Annotated in this window: 12 protein-coding genes and 1 riboswitch; of the genes, 5 read left to right on the top strand and 7 right to left on the bottom strand. The window is 73.8% G+C overall.

Going from position 1 to position 18,956, the window contains the following annotated elements; translation table 11 throughout:
* The first annotated feature begins 229 nt into the window (after positions 1 to 229).
* Positions 230 to 397: riboswitch (cyclic di-AMP (ydaO/yuaA leader) on the top strand.
* Positions 398 to 409: 12 nt separating this feature from the next.
* Positions 410 to 1,441, top strand: coding sequence for a M23 family metallopeptidase (locus tag ACZ45Q_RS22005; protein ID WP_468263961.1), 1,032 nt, complete (start codon positions 410 to 412; stop codon positions 1,439 to 1,441).
* Positions 1,442 to 1,511: 70 nt separating this feature from the next.
* On the opposite strand, the gene ACZ45Q_RS22000 is transcribed toward ACZ45Q_RS22005, so the two are convergent.
* The 4 genes from ACZ45Q_RS22000 to ACZ45Q_RS21985 form a co-directional block, all read right to left on the bottom strand.
* Positions 1,512 to 2,873 carry a PrsW family intramembrane metalloprotease gene (locus ACZ45Q_RS22000; RefSeq protein WP_468263958.1) on the bottom strand — a complete coding sequence of 454 codons (1,362 nt, stop codon included), beginning with the start codon at positions 2,871 to 2,873 and terminating at the stop codon, positions 1,512 to 1,514.
* A gap of 81 nt (positions 2,874 to 2,954) precedes the next feature.
* Positions 2,955 to 3,788 (bottom strand): tRNA (guanosine(46)-N7)-methyltransferase TrmB, encoded by an 834-nt coding sequence (gene trmB / locus ACZ45Q_RS21995; RefSeq protein WP_468263955.1) that lies wholly within the window; start codon positions 3,786 to 3,788, stop codon positions 2,955 to 2,957.
* Positions 3,789 to 3,970: 182 nt separating this feature from the next.
* On the bottom strand, positions 3,971 to 5,122 hold the full coding sequence (gene lhgO / locus ACZ45Q_RS21990) for an L-2-hydroxyglutarate oxidase (RefSeq protein ID WP_468264412.1): 1,152 nt from the start codon (positions 5,120 to 5,122) through the stop codon (positions 3,971 to 3,973).
* A 133-nt stretch (positions 5,123 to 5,255) separates the two neighbouring features.
* Positions 5,256 to 6,680 carry an MFS transporter gene (locus tag ACZ45Q_RS21985; RefSeq protein WP_468263951.1) on the bottom strand — a complete coding sequence of 475 codons (1,425 nt, stop codon included), beginning with the start codon at positions 6,678 to 6,680 and terminating at the stop codon, positions 5,256 to 5,258.
* A gap of 682 nt (positions 6,681 to 7,362) precedes the next feature.
* Here ACZ45Q_RS21985 and ACZ45Q_RS21980 point away from each other — a divergent pair.
* Positions 7,363 to 9,618: an asparagine synthase-related protein gene (locus ACZ45Q_RS21980; RefSeq protein WP_468263948.1), complete on the top strand. Its 2,256-nt coding sequence runs from the start codon at positions 7,363 to 7,365 to the stop codon at positions 9,616 to 9,618.
* Positions 9,619 to 10,136: 518 nt separating this feature from the next.
* Here ACZ45Q_RS21980 and ACZ45Q_RS21975 read toward each other — a convergent pair.
* Complete coding sequence (locus tag ACZ45Q_RS21975; protein ID WP_468263945.1) at positions 10,137 to 12,008, bottom strand: sigma-70 family RNA polymerase sigma factor; 1,872 nt, start codon at positions 12,006 to 12,008, stop codon at positions 10,137 to 10,139.
* A gap of 174 nt (positions 12,009 to 12,182) precedes the next feature.
* Positions 12,183 to 12,956, bottom strand: coding sequence for a TetR/AcrR family transcriptional regulator (locus tag ACZ45Q_RS21970; protein WP_468263942.1), 774 nt, complete (start codon positions 12,954 to 12,956; stop codon positions 12,183 to 12,185).
* A 372-nt stretch (positions 12,957 to 13,328) separates the two neighbouring features.
* Here ACZ45Q_RS21970 and ACZ45Q_RS21965 point away from each other — a divergent pair, with 372 nt between their 5' ends.
* A complete protein-coding gene (locus ACZ45Q_RS21965) occupies positions 13,329 to 14,708 on the top strand; it encodes an NAD(P)/FAD-dependent oxidoreductase (protein WP_468263939.1) in 1,380 nt (459 codons plus the stop codon).
* 172 nt (positions 14,709 to 14,880) lie between these two features.
* Positions 14,881 to 16,533 (top strand): ATP-binding SpoIIE family protein phosphatase, encoded by a 1,653-nt coding sequence (locus ACZ45Q_RS21960; protein ID WP_468263936.1) that lies wholly within the window; start codon positions 14,881 to 14,883, stop codon positions 16,531 to 16,533.
* Positions 16,534 to 16,592: 59 nt separating this feature from the next.
* On the opposite strand, the gene ACZ45Q_RS21955 is transcribed toward ACZ45Q_RS21960, so the two are convergent.
* On the bottom strand, positions 16,593 to 17,870 hold the full coding sequence (locus ACZ45Q_RS21955) for an MDR family MFS transporter (protein WP_468264410.1): 1,278 nt from the start codon (positions 17,868 to 17,870) through the stop codon (positions 16,593 to 16,595).
* A 157-nt stretch (positions 17,871 to 18,027) separates the two neighbouring features.
* Here ACZ45Q_RS21955 and ACZ45Q_RS21950 point away from each other — a divergent pair, with 157 nt between their 5' ends.
* A complete protein-coding gene (locus ACZ45Q_RS21950) occupies positions 18,028 to 18,576 on the top strand; it encodes a MarR family winged helix-turn-helix transcriptional regulator (protein ID WP_468263933.1) in 549 nt (182 codons plus the stop codon).
* Positions 18,577 to 18,956: the final 380 nt, after the last annotated feature.

Here is an 18,956-nt window from a genome sequence, read left to right as displayed (position 1 = left end):
AGGCGCCCTCCGCATAACAACTGATATACCGTCAGGCGTCGAGGGGTGAAGGATGGCGGGCGAGGGCGGGCTGAGGTGCGGTCAAGTCGCCCGTTTTTCGCCGGTCGTGAGGCATGCGTCCGTGCCGAAATCGTTAATGATCAAGAGGAACGGCTTGGAATAAGAGCCCCGGGTCTATTAACGTTCGATAACGCAGCGCGGTCGTCCCAGCCGTCACAGAAGGCGGCTCCGTGCGCACGCGCCGAATCCTGCGCAGAGATGCACAGGAACCGGGGAACCACCACCTTGGGGTGAATCGGGCGTATGCCGCCGTGGAGACACGGCCCGTTTACGCGCGTAGGAGACCTTCCTGCTCCGAACCCGTCAGCTAACCCGGTAGGCGGAGAAGGAAGGAAAGGAGTACGCCCACGTGGCGTCCAACCGGCCTGCCCCCGAGGCCCCGTTCGTGCCCAGCCAGCGCGACGGCGACACCTTCGCCTACGGCGCGCCCACCCGCGACGAGGGCCCGTGGGAGGAGTGGAACCCCACCGCGGAGTCCGTCCGCCCCGTCCGCGGCCGGCACCGCGTCGCCAAGCAGCGCGGCGGACTCGCCCGCAGCTCCACCGTCCTCGGCGTCGGTGTCATAGCGGCCGTCGGCGCGGGCGGTATGGCCAGCGCGCAGACCGGCAAGCCGCCGGTGTCGATCTCCATGCCCGACCTGCCGAACGTCGGCTCCCTCATCTCCGACGAGGAGAAGGCCCCCGAGGGCTCCGCGACGCCGCTCAGCAACGTCGCCGTGGCGTCGTCCGCGGACACCGAGGAGGGCGCCGCCGACGCCGGTGAGTCGCTGCGGGAGCGGATCCTGGCGCAGGCCGAGCAGCAGCAGGCGCAGGTCGAGAGCAAGGCCGCCGCCGAGGCCCGGGCCGCCGCCGAGAAGAAGGCCGCGGAGGCCGCCGAGAAGGCGGCTCAGGAGGCCGAGGCCAAGGCCGCCGCGGCCAAGAAGAAGGCCGAGGAGGAGGCCCGCAAGAAGGCCGAGGCCGAACGGCTGGCCCAGCTCGCCAAGCAGTACACGCTGCCGACCTCCTCGTACACCATCTCCTCCACCTTCGGTCAGGCCGGCGCCTACTGGTCCTCCGGCTACCACACGGGCCTCGACTTCGCCGCCCCCACGGGCACGCTGCTCAAGGCGGTCCACAGCGGCACCATCACGTCGGCCGGCTGGGACGGGTCGTACGGCTACAAGACGGTGCTCACCCTCGACGACGGCACCGAGATCTGGTACGCCCACCAGTCCTCCATCAGCGTCAGCGTCGGCCAGAAGGTCACCACCGGAGACGTCATCGGCCGCGTCGGCGCCACGGGCAACGTGACCGGCGCCCACCTCCACATGGAGGTGCACACCGCGGACGGCGGCGGGGTCGACCCGCTGGCCTGGCTGCGGAGCAAGGGCCTCAACCCCTGACGGCCGCCCCGCACCGAACCCCGGCGGTCCTGACGGCAAACCCCCCGACGTCAGGGCTGCCGGTTCCGGTTCACGGGCGGTACGGCTGGTGGGAGGCCGGCGGGGGCCCGTACGGGCCGTAGGGCGCATGCGGTGCACGCGAGGCATACGCTCCGTGTGGTGCATACCGTGCATACGTTGCATACGGCGCATGCGGGACGTACGCCGGCCAGTGCAGGGCGTGGGCCGTCAGCACCGGCACCGGAGGCGCCGTGGCCCGTGCCGCGTAGTCCAGCGCCGGGCGGGCCGCCTCCCTGCGGCGCCACAGCTCCTCCAGCAGCCGGCCCTCCCGTACGACGAAGTCGGCGCCGGCCCCGCCCCGGCCGACCCGGTGCCGGAGGAGGGCCAGCGACGTCGCGTGCGCCTCGTACTCCGCCACCGCCCGTGCCGCCGCCTTCCCGGCGTGGCGGCGGGCGTACTCGCGGGCGATGCGGCGGGCGCGCATCGAGCCGAGGGCGAACGGCTCGGCCGGTGCCAGCCAGCCGGCCGCCACGTACACGGGCAGCTCGGTCCGCACCGTGCGCAGCTCCCGCTGCCGGGTCCGGATCACCAGCCAGGTCAGCAGCCCGAACACCGGGACCATGAAGGCCGCGTACACGGCGAAGAAGCCGTACTCGCCGAAGGACGCCGAGCCGTTCCACAGGGCGTGCAGGCCCATCGCGAGCAGCTGGCCGGCCGATGGCAGCAGCAGACGGCGGACGCGCCAGGCGGCGGGGGCGATCGCGGCGATGCCGAAGCCGATGCCGGTGAGGACCGTGAAGAGCGGGTGGGCGAACGGCGACATCACGACACGGACGAAGAACGTCGCCGCGGTGACGGAGGCGATGCCCTGGCCGCCGGTGAGCTGGTCGGTGCCGAAGGCGGTGCCGAGGTAGAGGATGTTCTCGGTGAACGCGAAGCCGGTGGCGGTGACGCCGGCTATCACGACGCCGTCGAGGATGCCGGTGAAGTGGTGTCTGCGGAAGAGGAAGACCAGCAGGACCGCTGCGGCCTTCGCGGTCTCCTCGACGACCGGGGCTATGACGGTGGCGCCGAGGGTGTCGGCGCCGGTCGGGTCGGCGGTGGCGGTGGCTATCCAGCGGGTCGCGAAACTGTTGGCGACGATCGCTATCAGCGCGGCGGCGCAGGCGCCCCAGGCGAAGGAGAACAGCAGGTTGTGCCATGGGCCGGGGTCCACCCGGTCCAGCCAGCGGAAGGCGGCCAGGAGGAGGGGCACGGGCAGGACGGCGAGTCCCAGGCCGACGAGGAAGCCCTGCGTTCCGGTCTGCTCGCGGACCAGGGCCAGGATGACCAGGCCGGACAGGGCGAGCAGGGCGGTCAGCGCGCCGTGCCGCACCCGGGCGTGCTGCCACCAGTGCAGGGCGCGGTGGGCGGACGGAGGGCAGGTGGCCACGGCATCGACCCTAACGAGACGAGGGCGCCGCCCGCGGTGCGGCGGGAGGAGCCGGCTTCAGGTACCCGGGGCGGTCGGTGGTTATCGGCTGGGGTGTACGCGGCGGAAGAGCAGGTCGTTCACCACATGACCCTTGTCCAGTCCCTGGCCCTCGAAACGGGTCAGCGGGCGGTGGGCGGGACGGGGCGCGAATCCGCCGTCGGGCCGGGTGTTCTCGAAGTCGGGGTGTGCGGTGAGGACCTCGAGCATCTGCTCGGCGTACGGCTCCCAGTCGGTGGCGCAGTGCACGATGGCGCCGGGCCTCAGCCGGGACGCGGCCAGGGTGAGGAAGTCCGGCTGGATGAGGCGGCGCTTGTGGTGCCGCTTCTTGGGCCAGGGGTCGGGGAAGTAGACGCGCAGTCCGTCGAGGGAGCCGGGGGCGAGCATCTCGCGGAGCAGGATGATCGCGTCGCCGTTGCCGACGCGGACGTTGGACAGGCCGGCGCGGTCGGCGAGGTTGAGCAGGTTGCCCTGGCCGGGGGTGTGGACGTCGACGGCGAGGATGTTGGTGTCCGGGTCGGCGGCGGCCATCTGGGCGGTGGCCTCGCCCATGCCGAAGCCGATCTCCAGGACGACGGGGTTGGCGTTGCCGAAGAGGTCGGTGAGGTCGATGACGTGCCGGCCGTCGATGTCCAGGCCCCACGTGTGCCACAGGCGCTGCAACGCGTCGGCCTGGCCGGCGGTGACGCGGCTGCGGCGCGGCTGGAAACTCCGGATCCGCCGCTCGAAGTGCGCTCCGGCGGGGTCGGCCTTCGGCCCGTCGGGAAAGCGGGGCTCCCCCTTGGCCCGCACACGGCGAATCGACTCGCCGGGGGCCTGGGCGGGGGCGGGGGCGTGGGCGGTGGGGCGTTCGGAGGCACGCTGGGAGTCAGACACAGTGCCCTCGATTTTACGGCGTGACATGCGAGCCCGGTTTACGGCGTGACATGCGGCGCAGGCGCGAGTGCCGGTGCGGGTGGGCGGGGTCCGCGTCCGATGCCTGCGGCACCCGGCTCCGCCGGGCCGCGTGATGCCCCGCCCCCGGCGGCGGCGCCGGGCGTGAGGATCATGCCGGTCACTCATGCGTGCCCCAGTGCCTCCAGGGCCCGGCGGGCCACCTCCCGGCCGATCGGCAGGGACGCCGTCGCCGCGGGGGACGGGGCGTTCAGGACGTGGATCGCCCGCGCGCCCTCCCGGATCAGGAAGTCGTCCACCAGCGTCCCGTCCGGCAGGACGGCCTGCGCCCGCACCCCCGCCGCCGTCGGCACCAGGTCGGACTCGGTGACCGGAGGCAGCAGCCGCCGCACCGCCGCCGTGAAGGCGCCCTTGGACAGGGACCGCCGCAGTTCCCCCGCCCCGTACCGCCAGTGCCGCCGGGCGATCCGCCAGGTCCCCGGCCAGCCGAGCGTGCCGGCCAGCTCGCGCGGGCGCAGCACGCCCCAGCCGTAGCCCTCCCGGGCCAGGGCCGGCACCGCGTTGGGCCCGATGTGCACGCTGCCGTCGATGCCGCGGGTGAGATGCACGCCGAGGAACGGGAAGGCCGGGTCCGGGACCGGGTAGACGAGCCCGCGCACCAGCTCCGGGCGCGCCAGCTCGTAGTACTCGCCGCGGAAGGGGACGATCCGCATGCCGGGGTCGTCACCGGTCATGCGGGCGATCTCGTCGCAGTACAGGCCCGCGCAGTTCACCAGGACCCGGCCCCGGACCACGTCCCCGGACCGGGTGCGGACCGCGACGCCGAGGGACGGCCGGCGGTCGATGCGCAGCACCTCCGCGCCGTAGCGGATCTCCGCCCCCGAGGACTGCGCCAGTTGCCGGGCCACCGCCACGTAGTCGCAGGTGCCCGTGGTGGCGACGTGTATCGCCGCCAGGCCGCGGACCTCCGGCTCGTACTCCGCGATCTGGGCGGCGCCCAGCTCGCGGACCGGGATGCCGTTCTCCCTTCCGCGCTGGACCAGGGCGTGCAGCCGGGGCAGCTCCGCGCGGTCGGTGGCGACGATCAGCTTGCCGGTGACGGCGTGCGGGATGCCGTACTCGGCGCAGAACTTCACCATCTCGGCGGCGCCCCGCACCGCGTACCGCGCCTTGAGGGAGCCGGGGCGGTAGTAGACGCCGCTGTGGATCACTCCGCTGTTGCGGCCCGTCTGGTGGCGGGCCGGGCCCGGTTCCTTCTCCAGCACCGTGACCCGCGTGCCGGGGGCGGCGCGGGTGATCGCGTGCGCCGTCGACATACCGATGATGCCGCCGCCGATCACCAGCACGTCGCAGTCGTGAGCGATCACCTGTTCCACCTCCCGGTTCGATAGTGCACTGCGCCACTGACAATCGCCTCAAACCCCGGGAGGCGGCATTCCCCGCCCGGGCTCAGGCCGGCGTCATGAGGAGGGGGCGGGCGCGTTCGCGCAGTTCCGCGACGCGGGGCTCGTCGCCGTACGGCTCCAGGCGGTGGAGCAGGTCCTTCACGTACTCGGTGGTGCGCGCCGAGGAGATCCGCCCGGCCACCTCCACCGCGCGTACGCCCTGCTCGCAGGCCGCGTCCAGATTGCCCGACTCCAGCTCGGCGACCGCCGACACCACCAGGCGCAGGCCGTGGGAGCGCACGAACTCCTCCGTGGGCCTGGACAGGGCCTGCTCGGTGAAGCGGCGCACCTGACGGGGGGCCTTCAGGTCCCGGTAGCACTCGGCGGCGTCCGCGCAGAAGCGGTCGTAGGAGTAGAAGCCCAGCCAGTTCGGGTCGCTGTCGCCGGGCCGGGCCCGCTCCAGCCAGCTCTCGGCCGCCTTCAGGGCGCCGCCGGCCGCCTGGGCGTCGCCCGCACGCGCGTGTGCCCGCGCCTCGACCAGGCGGAAGAAGCTCATCGTGCGGGCCGTGGCCAGCCCCCGGTTGCGCTCCAGGGCGGCCTGGGCGAGGTCCACGCCCTCGTCGCCGAAGCCGCGGTAGGTGGCCTGGAGCGACATCGACGCCAGCACGTAGCCGCCCAGCGGGACGTCCGCCGCGGCGCGGGCCAGGCGCAGCGCCTGGATGTAGTAGCGCTGGGCCGCCTCCTGCTGGCCGGTGTCGAAGGCCATCCAGCCGGCCAGCCGGGTCAGTTCGGCGGCGGCGCCGAACAGGGCGCGGCCGACCTCGTCGGAGTAGGAGCCGAGGAGGAGCGGGGCCGCTTCGACGCGTAAGCACTCCGGGACCATCGACGAACGCCAGTCGCCGCCGCCGTACTTGGAGTCCCAGCGGCGGGCGTCCTCGGCGGCCTCACGCAGCTTCTGCACATCGCTGTGGCCGACTTTGATCGGTGCGCCGGAGCCCTCCGCCGGGCTCGCCTCACGCGCGACCGAGCTGTCGGCCGGGGTTATCAGCCATCGCGAGGCGGGCGTTGCGTATGCGCTCACCGCGAACGATCCGGCGAGCGACTGCCAGATGCCGCCGGAGCCGGCGCGGCGGCCGGCGAGGTCGAGGCGGTACAGCTCCGTCGCCGAGCGCACCGCCTGCCCCACGTCCCTGGGGAAGGCGAGGCCCACTTCGGGCGCGGGGTCGGCGTCGGCCAGGCCGATCTCGTGGAGCGGCACCGGACGGCCGAGCTTCTGGCCGATCGCGGCGGCGATGAGGTGCGGCGCCGCGCCCTGGGGCACCATGCCCTTCGACACCCAGCGCGCCACCGAGGTCTTGTCGTAGCGAAGTGTCAGTCCCCGCTGGGCGCCAAGGTCGTTGACGCGTCGCGCGAGGCCTGCGTTGGAGATTCCCGCGAGGGCGAGAACGGCGCCGAGCTTTTCGTTCGGCCCGCGTTGCTCCCTGGACATGCGCCACCCCTCGACACAGACGGCTGCCGCACTGGCATAACCACGCGGCATTCGTAAACCCAGCGTAGTTCGCCGCATCCCAAGCGTTAAGAGGCATTGTTCCGGATGGCGGGATTGTGGTCCGTACTGAAGTGCGGCCTCTGTACGGACTGTTGCCATGTGCTCCCGTTGTGTGGCCGTGCGCCCGTCCGTGCGCTCTTCTCCGGCCACCGGGGGAGCGGTTCCATGGGCCGTGCGTGGGTCGGCCCGCTGTACTGGATCCAGTGGGCTGGGGGACACCGCCGCCTTCATCCCCGCGGGCGGCGGACGGGTCCGGGAGGCGTGCTCCGCCTCCCGGACCGCGCGCCGGGCGAGGGGCGCGCGGCCCTGTACGGAGCGTGTTCGAACACGCCTCCGGTACGGTGATTTGGCCGAAAATCGACCCCGCCTTCTGCGGGTGACTTCCGCTCCCACCACGGCAGTTGAGGGCGCGTTGGGTGTTCTGGGGGCGCGTAACGGGGGCGCATTCACGTCGCAGTCTCCACCCGGTCGCGGAGTGTCGGCACCTTCGCGCGCGTGTCCGCGGGGGCGCATCCGGGGGAGCACAAGCGGCTCCGCCGACGCTCAGGGGCGCACCCTTCATGGCAGCATGGGGAACCAGTTCGTACGGTGCACTGGTTGTCCACAGCCTGTGGAGGCGGCGATGCGGTGGTTGGTGGGATGGAGCAGCACCGCCTCGGGAGCAGTGGGAGCCGCCGGGACGGTGGGCGCGACCGGTGCGGCCGGTGTGGCGGGGGCCGGGGGGCTGACGGGTTCCATGAGCACCGGCTCCGCGGGGGCAACCGGGTACGACGGCGAGACCCTGCAACCGGTGGGCTCCCAACTGCTGTGGGGCGACCCCGATCCGCTCTGGGCCGTCGGTGACTGGCGCCCCGACGAGGTGCGGGTCGTCTCCGCCGACCCGCAGACCCGCATCGCCGTGCTCGGCATCTGCGGCGCGACGGACGAACAGCTGCGGGTCGCGCTGTTCGCCGCACGGGGCGGGGCACTTCGGCACCTGACCGCCTGGCCGGGCAGCTACACGGCCGTCGTCCAGGTCGGGCGGCGGGTGACGGTCTGCGGCGACCTCGCGGGCGCGCGCCCGGTCTTCTACACCCCCTGGGCCGGCGGCACGGCCTACGCGACCGCCGCACTGCCGCTGGCCGACCTCGTCGAGGCCAACCTCGACTTCGGGTATCTCGCCGCGCTGCTGGCCGCCCCCGATGTACCGGCCGCGCTGGACGACTCCACCCCCTACGACGGCGTGAAACGCATTCCGCCGGGGCATGCGCTGATCCTGCGCGCCGGGGCCCGGGAGATCGCCGGATACGAACCCGTGGCCTCGCTCGCGGTGGCGGCACCCCCGGCCGACGCGGACAGCGCGGTGGACGGCGTACGGGACGCGCTGGTGGAAGCGGTGCGGACCCGGCTCGCCGCGCCGCGGCACGTGCCGGGCGACGGCATCGACCCCGGGCCGGTCCCCGGCATGGGGCCCGCGGAACGGCGCGCCGCCCGTGGGATGCCGGTGCCGGGCATCGGCGCGGACCTGTCCGGGGGGCCGGCGTCGGGAACGCTGGCGCTGCTGGCGGCCGGGCTGCCGGGCAGGCCGGGGACCGTGCTCGGGCACGGCACCGGCGCGGGGGAGCGGCTGCTGGCCGTCACCTTCAACGACCTGGCGGTCGGCGGGCGCGAGGCCGAGCTGGAACGGGCCGGGGCGCTGGCGGCCAACCCGCGGCTGCACCACGTGGTGGTCACCGGCGCCGAGGAGGCGCTGCCGTACGCCGACCTCGACGGGCCGCTGACCGACGAACCGGCGGCGTGCCTGGTCACGGCGGCGCGGCACCGGGCGCGGCTGGCGGCCGGGAGCGCGGACCACTTCACCGGGTACGGGGCCCGGCAGGTGCTGGACGCGCATCCGGCACGGCTGGCCGACCTGCTCATGGACCGCAAGCGGCGTCATCTGGTGCGTCCGGTGGCGGCGCTGGCCAAGGCCGACGGGTCGGTGATGGTCCCGGCGCGCGTGTACGCCGCGGCGCGGCGGCTGGCGCGGACGCCGTACCGGGTGGGACTGGAGGCGCTGGCCGAGCAGTTGCTGCGGCGGCGGTTCGACGGGGCGCTCGGCGGGGGGTCGGCGTCGTGGGGGTCGTCGGGCGGTGCGTCGGGTGCGGTTCCGGGCGGCGGGGACGCGGGGGCCGGGCCGGGGGCCCTCGAGGCGTCGCTGGCCGCGCTGACCTGGGGCAGACCCGGGCCTGCGGCGCGGTGGCTGACCGGGGAGGCGTTGGCTGAAGTATCGGTTCGGCTGCAAGCGGCGGTGCAGCGGTCGGGGATGGGGCCGGGGCAGCGGCCCGGTGACTTCCGGGCGCGGGCGGCGCTGGCGCGGCAGGCGGCGGAGGTGCGGGTGCTGGAGCAGGCGGCGGAGATCCGCTCGCAGCGGCTGCACGTGCCGTTCCTCGACAACCAGGTGGTGCGGGCGTGCCGGGCGCTGCCGGAGGCGCTGCGGGTGCGGCCCGGGGCGCGGGCGGCGATTCTGCGTACGGTGCTGGAGCGGGCCGGGGTGAGCGAGCTGCCGAGCGGCTGGGGCGCCCCGACGCAGGCGGTGACGGCGGTGACGGCGCGGGCGGGGGTGCGGGTGGCCGCGGACACCCTGCTGGGGCTGTTCGAGAGGCCGCTGCTGGCGGAGGCGGGGCTGGTGGAGGCGCGGGTCGTGCGGAAGGCCCTGCGGGCGGCCGCGGCGGGGGAGCCGTTGCCGTTGGACGGGCTGGCGGACCTGATCTCCCTGGAACTGTGGCTGATCCGCCTGCTCGCGCGGCGGGGCACCTGCTGGACGGGCACCCCGGCGAGGGCCCGCGCGGTCCCGTCCGGCATCGCACCCCAGAGGGGCGCCCTGGGAGGCGGAGTCCCGCCGGCGGTCCGCCAGTAGGCGGGTGCCTCCGGCGGTTGTGCGGGGTGTGGGGTGGGTGGGGGTTCGGGTCGCGTGTGGGGTGCGGGGTGGTGGGTGGATGCCTGCGGCGCCGCTGCGGCTTCGGTGGGGTGCGCGTAGCGCCTACGGTCCGGTGGGTGGTGCGGGGCCGTGCCGGGGGGCCTCCGTCCTCGGAACGTCGCGAAATCGGCCTGTTACGGGGGTGGACCGTGTTGACGCGGCAACCGCTGCGGGCGGAGACCCCCCGACACGACCCCTCCCCGCCGTACGCGTCTGCGGGCAGCGCCCCAGCCTCTGCCTGGTTGCGCGCCGTACGCGTCTGCGGGACAGCGCCCCGGCTGATCGCGGCTTGCGCGCCGCGGGCGACTGCCGCAATCCGCGGGCGACTGCCGCAGCCCGCGGGCAGTCGTGCCGCTGGGGCGGCACGGGTGGGCGCGGGCGGCACCCCGTTCCGCCGGGCTGCGCAACGCCCCTACGCCAGCCACTGCCGCACCGCCGGCGCATCTCCTGGGCGCGGCCTACGTGCACGTGAACCGCGACTCCGCCCAATCCGCCAGCGTCACCTTGTCGAACGGGCCGACCGGCTCGACCACCAGGCGAACCGTCTCCCGGCCCGCGAGGCCCACCCGCACGGGAACCGCCGGATCACCCCCCTCGACCACCCCGGACCGCCACAGCCGGACCCCGTCGGCGTGCACCGAGAAGCGGACCTTGCCGAGCTTCATCATCAGGTCGTCCACACCGACCAGCGCCTCGTACGACGAGCACGCGCGGTTGAGGTCGATCGTCACCTCGGACCGCCCGTGCACCGTGACGCCGTGCGCGTACCGCGTACCGGCGATCGACACCCCCGACCGCTGCCACGCCCAACTGCTCTCCCCCAACCGCATCTCGGGCCCCGTACCGTCCCCCGTGACGTCGTACGACAGCTCACTCCAGCGGTAGACCTCCGGAGCCGGCGGCGGGGGAGGGGTGGGCGAGGGAGTGGGTGTCGGCGTCGGAGAAGGGGTGAGCGTGGGCGCGGGGGTCGGTGTGGGCGTCGGTGTGGGAGTGGGGGGCGGAGTGGGAGTGGGGGTCGGACTGGGCGTCGGGGGTGGCGGCGTGGGGCGGGGCTTCGCCGGCGGTTGCGGAGCCGGGGGCTGCGGAGGCTGGGGGGACGGCTGGGCCGCCGGCGCGGACGTCGGCGGAGCCGCCTTCGGCGGTGGCGGCGACTGCGGACCCTCGCTGCCGGCCAGCGCCAGCACCACCGCCGCGATCCCCGCCGCGACGACACCGGCGGCGATTCCCGCCTTCACCGGCGCCCCCAGCCCTTCCGAGGCCGCCGCCCCGCCGGACGCGCCGCCGCCCCCCGCCGAAGCCGCCGCGGCCCCCGCGGCACCGGCCGTACCGGCGCCCCCGGCGATGATCCCGGCCGCCTTGGCATACCCGGCGGCGCCGAACCAGCCGATGACCGCGACCGGCACCACCGCGGGAATGCCGCTCGCCACCTCCTGGAGCTGACTGGCGGCCAGCCGGCACTTGGCGCACTCCTCCAGATGCTTGCGCAGCCCCCGCTCCGCCCGGGTGCGCAGCCGGCCCCGGGCGTACGTGCCGAGCCGGTCGGCATAGCGGGCGCACTCCTCGTCGTCCGCGAGGGCGGCGCTGACGTGGGCCTGGAGATAGGCCTGCTTCAACCCCTCACGGGCCCGGCTGGCCAGCACGCGCGTGCCGTTGGCGTCCAGCCCGAAGAGCGCGGCCACCTCGCTCGGCGACTCGTCCTCGACCTCCGTGTGCCACAGCACCGCCTGCCACCGTTCCGGCAGCGACCGGAACGCCTGCATCGCCAGGGACTGCTCGGCCTCGTGCAGGGCCCGCACATCGGCGCCCAGTTCCAGCGTGTCGTCGTCGGAGCCCGACGACGCCCGGGACGCCTGCGCGGCGAACACCGCGAAGTCGTCGACCAGTTGCTCCCTGCGGGCCGACTGCGTCCAGCCGGCGGCGACCCGGCGCACGGACGTGAGCAGGTACGCGCGTACGGCGTGCTCGGGACCCGAGCCGCCACGCACCGCCTGGAGCATGCGGGCGAAGACCTCGGCGGTCAGGTCGTCCGCGGTGTGGGAGTCACGGCAGCACGTGCGGGCGTACCGGCGCACCGCGTCCGCATGGCGCCGGTACAGCTCCTCGTACGCGGAGTCGTCGCCCGAGCGCATCCGCCCGATCAGCTCGGCGTCGGACGCCGGCAGCTCGCGCGGCGGCGGCAGCACACTGTCCTCGTGCAGCTCCCGCTGGGCGGGGACGGCGGGCCCGGCCTCGGGCACCGACACCGGCCCGCCCTGGCTCGGGACCTGTGGCGGACCGCCGGTCTCGGAGTCCCCGTCATCGAGTGACCCGCCCCGCTCTTCAACGCTCATCGCGGAAAGCCCCCGCCGCCTGACCGACCCGTCCTGAACACCGGGTCAGCGTGCCACAGCGGCCCACGGACGGTACCCCTCGGTAGGCACCATCACCCGTCCGTGGGGAATCGCCGGAACGCAGTACTGAAGATCACCCGTTCGGGGAAGGCTCGAGTGCCCGCGGCCGACGGCTCACGCCGGCCGGGAGCGCAGACCCTCCAGCAGGATGTCCAGCAGCCGCGCCGACGCCGCCGCCTGCTGCGCCGCGTCCGGCAGCGAGGGCGCCGCCGTGGCGATCACCAGCAGGACGTCCGACACCGACACGTCCGGCCGCAGCTCGCCCGCCGCGCGCGCCCGCTCCACGAGCCGGCCCACGACCTCCAGCAGCGCCGCCGCCCCCGCGTCGTCCTCCGCCGTCGCCGCGTCGGAAGCCGGCCCCGGCTCGTCCGGCACCAGGCGCAGCTCGCCCGAGCCCGGCTGCATCCGCTGCTGCGGCACCCGCGGCTCGTCCGCCGCGACCGCGTCGACGCGCTCGTCGGCCACGCCGACCCGCAGCACCTGCGGCGGCAGCAGCCGCCCGGCGCCGGAGGCCACCGACGTCCGCAGGAAACGGGACAGCGCCGACCACGGCTCGTCCTCCTGGCCGAGCGCCGCCCGCGCCTGATCGGTCAGCCGGGCCGTCTCCTCCTCGGCTATCCGCCGCACCAGGACGTCCTTGCTCGGGAAGCGCCGGTACACCGTGCCCACCCCGACCCGGGCCCGGCGCGCCACGTCCTCCATCGGCGCCCCGTACCCCAGCTCCCCGAACACCTCGCGCGCCGCGCGCAGCACGTGCTCCAGATTGCGCTGGGCGTCCACGCGCAACGGCGTCGTGCGCGGCCCGTCCGCGCGTCCGCCGCCCGCCGCCGCACTCATCGTGCCGCCGGCGGCGACGGTGGACGACCAATGAGGGTCCTGAACATGCATGACAATCCCCCGGTAATGACGTCTCCCCCCGGAGACTCTCCCCGCCATCGAAAGCCGGAGCGTGCGAAACGGGCCGCTTCCCGGCCCCGCCCGTCGCGGACCCGATCAGCACTTCCCCCCACGCCCCGTCGACACGAACATAGTTGAGCGGGGGTCAATTCAGAAGGGGCAGGTTCCGCACGGCGTGCCCCACGATCGGAGTACGGGCGGTTCTCACCCGGAATGTGTACCCGCCCGATCTCTTCCACACTACCGCTGACCTGCGCGCTTTCCCGGCACCGCGACAATTCGGCCGAGCCCGTGCGTTCCGGCGCTCCGGTCACACAAATTGCCGGGCCTGTGGACAAACGCAAGCGGCGGGTGCGTCATGGGATGGTGAAGGAACGTGCGCGCATTCTCGTTGTCGGCGGCGGCTACGTCGGGATGTACACGGCCCTGCGACTTCAGCGCAGGCTCGAGACGGAGCTGCGGCGGGGCGACGCCGAGATCACGGTCGTCACCCCCGACCCCTATATGACGTACCAGCCGTTCCTTCCCGAGGCCGCCGCCGGCTCGATCTCCCCGCGGCACGTCGTCGTACCGCTGCGCCGGGTCCTGGACCGCTGCCGCGTCGTCATCGGCGAGGCGCGGTCCATCGACCACGCCGCGCGCACCGCGACGGTCACCACCCTCGCCACCGAGGAGGAGGGCCGCGGCGCGGCGCGGCTGCCGTACGACGAACTCGTCCTCGCCCCCGGCTCCGTCTCGCGCACCCTGCCCATCCCCGGTCTCGCCGACCACGGCATCGGCTTCAAGACCGTCGAGGAGGCCATCGGCCTGCGCAACCACGTCATCGAGCAGATGGACATCGCCTCCTCCACCCGCGACCCCGCCCTGCGCGACGCGGCCCTCACCTTCGTCTTCGTCGGCGGCGGCTACGCGGGCGTGGAGGCACTCGGCGAGCTGGAGGACATGGCCCGCTACGCCGCCCGCTACTACCACAACCTCACACCCGAGGACATGAAATGGGTCCTCGTGGAGGCCACCGACCGCATCCTGCCCGAGGTCGGCGAGGACCTGGGCCGCTACACGGTCACCGAACTGCGCCGCCGCAACATCGACGTACGCCTGCGCACCCGCCTGGAGTCCTGCGCGGACCGCGTCGTCGTCCTCAGCGACGGCTCCCGCTTCCCCACCCGTACGGTCGTCTGGACGGCCGGCGTCAAACCCCACCCGGTCCTCGCCGCCACCGACCTGCCCCTGGACGCCCGCGGCCGGCTGCGCTGCACCCCGCAGCTGACGATCGAGGGCGCCACGCACGCGTGGGCGGCCGGAGACGCCGCCGCCGTCCCCGACGTCACCGCCGCCGAGCCGGGCACGGACTGCGCCCCCAACGCCCAGCACGCCCTGCGCCAGGCCAAGGTCCTCGGCGACAACATCGCCCACGCCCTGCGCGGCGAGCCACTCGAGACGTACCGCCACAGGTACGCGGGCTCGGTGGCCTCCCTCGGCTTCCACAAGGGCGTCGCCCACGTCTACGGACGCAAGCTCAAGGGCTACCCCGCCTGGGTCATGCACCGCGCCTACCACCTCAGCCGCGTCCCCACCGTCAACCGCAAGGCCCGCGTGCTGGCCGAATGGACCCTCGCCGGCCTGTTCAAACGGGAGATCGTGTCCCTGGGTTCACTCGAACACCCCCGGGCGGAGTTCGAACTCGCGGCCGGTGGAAAGCCTTCCCAGGAGCCCCCGGACAACCCGAAGGGGTCGTCCTGACCGGACCCAGGAACTCCACCGGCCGGGCGGGCGTCTGACGGATGTCGGCCCGGTCGGCACCCTGCCAGACTGGTCCACCACCGCGGGCGGGCCGCCGCTCGCCCCCGCGCGGCCCCCGGGGCCCCGGCCGGTCCCGGAGCCGGCCGCCGACAACTACACGAGGCAAGGATTCGTGAACTTCACGCGCTGGAGCGCCCGATTCCCCGGTACGCAGCGCCGCGCCGCCGCGCGGAGCGACACGACGACGATCAGCCCCGACCGACGGGGAGACGGCTCCGTGCCCGCCGCCCGCGCCGAGCAGCTCACCCATGAGGCACCGCCGGTGCCCGCCGTCGACGACCTGCCGGTGCGCGACGTCCTCGACCGCGTCCCCGCCCTCGTCGCCCTCGTCCACGGCCCCGACCACCGCATCGCCTACGTCAACGACGCCTACGCGACGGCCTTCGGCGTCCGCCCCCTGGGGGAACGCGCGAGCGAGGCCCTCCCCGAACTCGCCGAACTGGGCCTCTTCCCCCTCCTCGACCAGGTCCTGCGCAGCGGCCGGCCCCGCACCCTGAAGTCACGCAAGGCCCCCGACGGCCGCTCCTACACCTTCACCTGCACCCCGGTCACCGACAGCGGCCCCGGCGACGGCCGTGGCGTCCTCGTCTTCGCCACCGACGTCACCGACCACGCCGAGGCGGCCGAACGCCTCCGCGCCAGCGAGCGCCGCCAGCGCGAGACCGCCGTCACCCTCCAGCGCTCCCTCCTCCCCCAGGAGCTGGAACAACCCGACGACCTGCGCATCGCCGCCACCTACCACCCCGGCGGCACGGAAGCCGCGGTCGGCGGCGACTGGTACGACGTGATCACCCTCGGCGGCGGGCGCACCGCCCTGGTCATCGGCGACGTCATGGGCCGCGGCGTGCGCGCCGCCGCCGTCATGGGCCAGCTGCGCACGGCGGTGCGGGCCTACGCCCGGCTCGACCTCCCGCCGCACGAGGTGCTCCAGCTCCTCGACGGCCTGGCGGCCGAGATCGACCCGAACCAGATCGCCACGTGCGTGTACGCGATCCACGACCCCAACGAGGGCCGGCTGGTCTACGCGTCCGCCGGGCACCTGCCCATCCTCGTCCGTGACGACGGCGGCCAGGTCCTGCGCGCCGACGAGCCGACCGGACCGCCGCTGGGCACCGGCGGCTGGATGCACACCTCCGGCTCCGTCCCGCTGGGCCCCGGCTCCACCGCCGTCCTCTACACGGACGGCCTGGTGGAGCGGCGCAACGAGGACCTCGACGAGGGCATCGCCGCCCTGGAGGGCGCCCTGGCCGGTGCCACCGGCACCCCCCAGGTGATCTGCGACCGGCTCGTCCGCTCGGCGGGCGTCACCGCCGACCACGACGACGACGTGGCCGTCCTCGTCCTCCAGCACCCGGCCCGCACCGGCCCGGAGAGCGAGCTGTTCCGCAACGCCGCACTGGAACTGCTCGGCGGCGTCGAGGCGGCCCCCCGCGCGCGTGCCTTCGCCTCCGGTGTCCTGACCAGCTGGCGCTTCCCCGCCGACCTGCACGACCTGGGCGTCCTGGCGGCGAGCGAACTGGTCGCCAACTCCCTCCAGCACGGCACGCCCCCGATGCGGCTGCGCCTGCGCCGCACCGACCGCCGGCTGATCGTCGAGGTCACCGACGGCGACGACCACCTGCCCCGCCGCCGGCGCGCGGAACCGGCGGACGAGTCCGGCCGCGGCATCGCCATCGTCGCGACGATCGCCTCCCACTGGGGAAGCAGACGCACCCCCGGCGGCGGCAAGGCCGTCTGGTGCGAGTTCGTCCTGCCGAAGCAGTGACGGGCCCGGCCGCAGTGACGGCCCGGCCGCAGCGGCGGCCCGCGCGGCGCGCGGGCCGGTCAGGCGTCGGCCGCGGCCACCGACCCGGCCGGCGCGCCGCCCTGGGTGACCACCCGGCTCCGCGCCAGCGAGGGCTGGTTCTGCACGTCGGTGAGCTGCCGCCCCAGCCGGACGGCCAGCACACTGATCCCCAGCGAGAACAGCAGGAAGATCACGATGTACGGCGCGTGCAGCGAGGCCCCGAGCGGGCCGCCCACGGCCGGCCCCACGGCCAGCGCGAGCTGCTTCACCAGAGCGAAGGCGGAGTTGTACTGCCCGGCCATCCCGGTCGGCGCGAGATCGGCGACCAGCGGCGCGACCGTCGGCGACAGCAACGCCTCGCCCAGCCCGAACAGCGCGTACGTCGAGATGAACGCGGCCGTCGCCATGGCCTGGCTGCCGTGCCCGAGACCGGCGTACCCGGCCACCGCCCAGGCCACGGCCCAGATCAGCCCGACCGCGGCGATGACACGGGAGCGCTTGCGCCGCTCCACGAACCTGAGCACCGCGAACTGCGCGACCACGATCACCAGCGTGTTCGCCGCCAGCGCCGTACCCAGCGCGGACGTCGAGATGCCCGCGGCCTCCACGCCGTACGCGCTCAGGCCCGACTCGAACTGGCCGTAGCAGGCGAAGAACAGCACGAAACCCAGCACACACAGCTGCACCATGGCCCGGTTGCCCAGCAACTGCTTCCAGCTGCCGCGCCCCGACTGCCCCGGCGCCTCCTCGACACGCGGCGCGTGCGGCATCCGCACCGTCGCCAGCACGGCGACCAGCACCAGGAACATCGCCGCCTCGATGGCGAAGAGCAGGGTGAACGATGCGGCGCTGGAGGTGTCGACCAGATGACCGCCGATGAGCCCGCCGACACCGAGGCCCAGGTTCTGCAGGAAGAACTGCATGGCGAACGCCCGCGACCGGGTCTCGGACGTCGAGCAGTCGACGATCATCGTGGCGAGCGCGGGCTGCATCACGGCCTGCCCCGCGCCCAGCGCGGCGGCGGACAGCAGCACCGTGCCCGCCTGAGCGGACACGCCCAGGCTCAGCGCGCCGAGGGCCGCGGTGACCAGGGCGACCAGCAGCACCGGCAGCGGGCCCCGCCGGACGATGGCCCGCCCGGCGAACGGCAGCACGATCAGCGCGGCCACGGCGAAGACGGCGAGCACCAGGCCCGCCGTCACCGAGCCGAGTCCCCGTACCTGCGCCACGTAGACGTACAGGTACGGGACGGTGAAACCGAGTCCGAACGCGCTGAGTGCGTTGCCCACGTGGATCCGGCGCATCGCTGCGCCCATCGCCCTGGTCACGTTCACCTCTCTCTGAGCAGTGGGAAGCCGGGAGCGACCGGCTCCCGAGTCGTTAGGAGTGAAGACTTAGAAGCTAAACTTCGAAGCTAAAGAGTACACAGCGAAGGACTTCAAGGCAAAGCAGTCCCGTGCCATACTGCGGTCCATGGGCGACACCTCAGAGGCCGGCGAGCCGACACTCGAAGAACAGATCGCCGCCTACCAGCGCGAGTTCCAGGACCTCGACCCCCAGGTCGAGAAGATCGTCTCCGCGCTGTCCCGCCTGAACCGCCGGATGAACGTCGCGTACGGCCGCCAGACCGCCGACCTCGGCATCAGCAACGCCGAGTGGGAGGTCCTCAAGGCGCTCGTCCTCTCCGGCGCCCCCTATCGGCTGGGCCCCGGCGACCTCGCCAAGCGCCTCGGGCTCACCCCGGCCGCCATGACCCACCGCATCGACCGCATGGTCACGGAGGGACTGGTCACCCGGGAGCGCGACGAGTCCAACCGGGTGCGCGTCATCGTGGAGCTGACGCACGAGGGCCGGGAGAAGTGGCTGGCGGCGATGCGACTCGCCTCCGTGTTCGAGGAGGACCTCCTTCAGGACCTGACCCCCGACGAGCGGACGGCGCTCGGCGAGGTCCTCACCCGGCTCCTGCGCAGGGTGGAGCACGCCCAGCCGGACGCCGGCGGCCGGCTCAGCGACCTCGACTGAACCGACCGACCTCGGCCGCTTGACAGCCCCCTGGGCGATCCGTAAAGTTCTTCGGGTTGCCGCAGCGCCGTAACGGTTCTGCGACAGCACTTCCGCCGCACGAGCGGCACCTCACACCACAGCACGACCTCCCACTGGGAACGACTTCGGCATGCCCGAATTCAATTCCCGACGCGATTCCGCCTCGATTTGGGAATCACGGAGAGAGTCCGCTAAGGTTTGAGACGTCGGAAGGGCCCAACAGCCCGGAAGGCAAACCCCGCTGACTGGGGGTCAGGTCGAGAAAAAGATCTGATAGAGTCGGAAACACCGAAGGGAAGCGCCCGGAGGAAAGCCGCGAGAGAGTCTCTCGGGTGAGTACAAAGGAAGCGTCCGTTCCT

It is taken from the genome of Streptomyces sp. NPDC031049 (assembly GCF_055571015.1).
Note: the sequence above shows the minus strand (reverse complement) of the source record. Positions and strands in the feature narration are given on the sequence as shown.

What these genes read in the sequence shown, in the direction of transcription:
- ACZ45Q_RS21955 (WP_468264410.1), bottom strand. Translation starts at nt 17,870, where the DNA reads ATGGGCGCAGCGATGCGCCGGATCCACGTGGGCAACGCACTCAGCGCG.
- ACZ45Q_RS21970 (WP_468263942.1), bottom strand. Translation starts at nt 12,956, where the DNA reads ATGCATGTTCAGGACCCTCATTGGTCGTCCACCGTCGCCGCCGGCGGC.
- ACZ45Q_RS21950 (WP_468263933.1), top strand. Translation starts at nt 18,028, where the DNA reads ATGGGCGACACCTCAGAGGCCGGCGAGCCGACACTCGAAGAACAGATC.
- ACZ45Q_RS21980 (WP_468263948.1), top strand. Translation starts at nt 7,363, where the DNA reads ATGCGGTGGTTGGTGGGATGGAGCAGCACCGCCTCGGGAGCAGTGGGA.
- ACZ45Q_RS21975 (WP_468263945.1), bottom strand. Translation starts at nt 12,008, where the DNA reads ATGAGCGTTGAAGAGCGGGGCGGGTCACTCGATGACGGGGACTCCGAG.
- ACZ45Q_RS21965 (WP_468263939.1), top strand. Translation starts at nt 13,329, where the DNA reads ATGGTGAAGGAACGTGCGCGCATTCTCGTTGTCGGCGGCGGCTACGTC.
- ACZ45Q_RS21985 (WP_468263951.1), bottom strand. Translation starts at nt 6,680, where the DNA reads ATGTCCAGGGAGCAACGCGGGCCGAACGAAAAGCTCGGCGCCGTTCTC.
- lhgO (WP_468264412.1), bottom strand. Translation starts at nt 5,122, where the DNA reads ATGTCGACGGCGCACGCGATCACCCGCGCCGCCCCCGGCACGCGGGTC.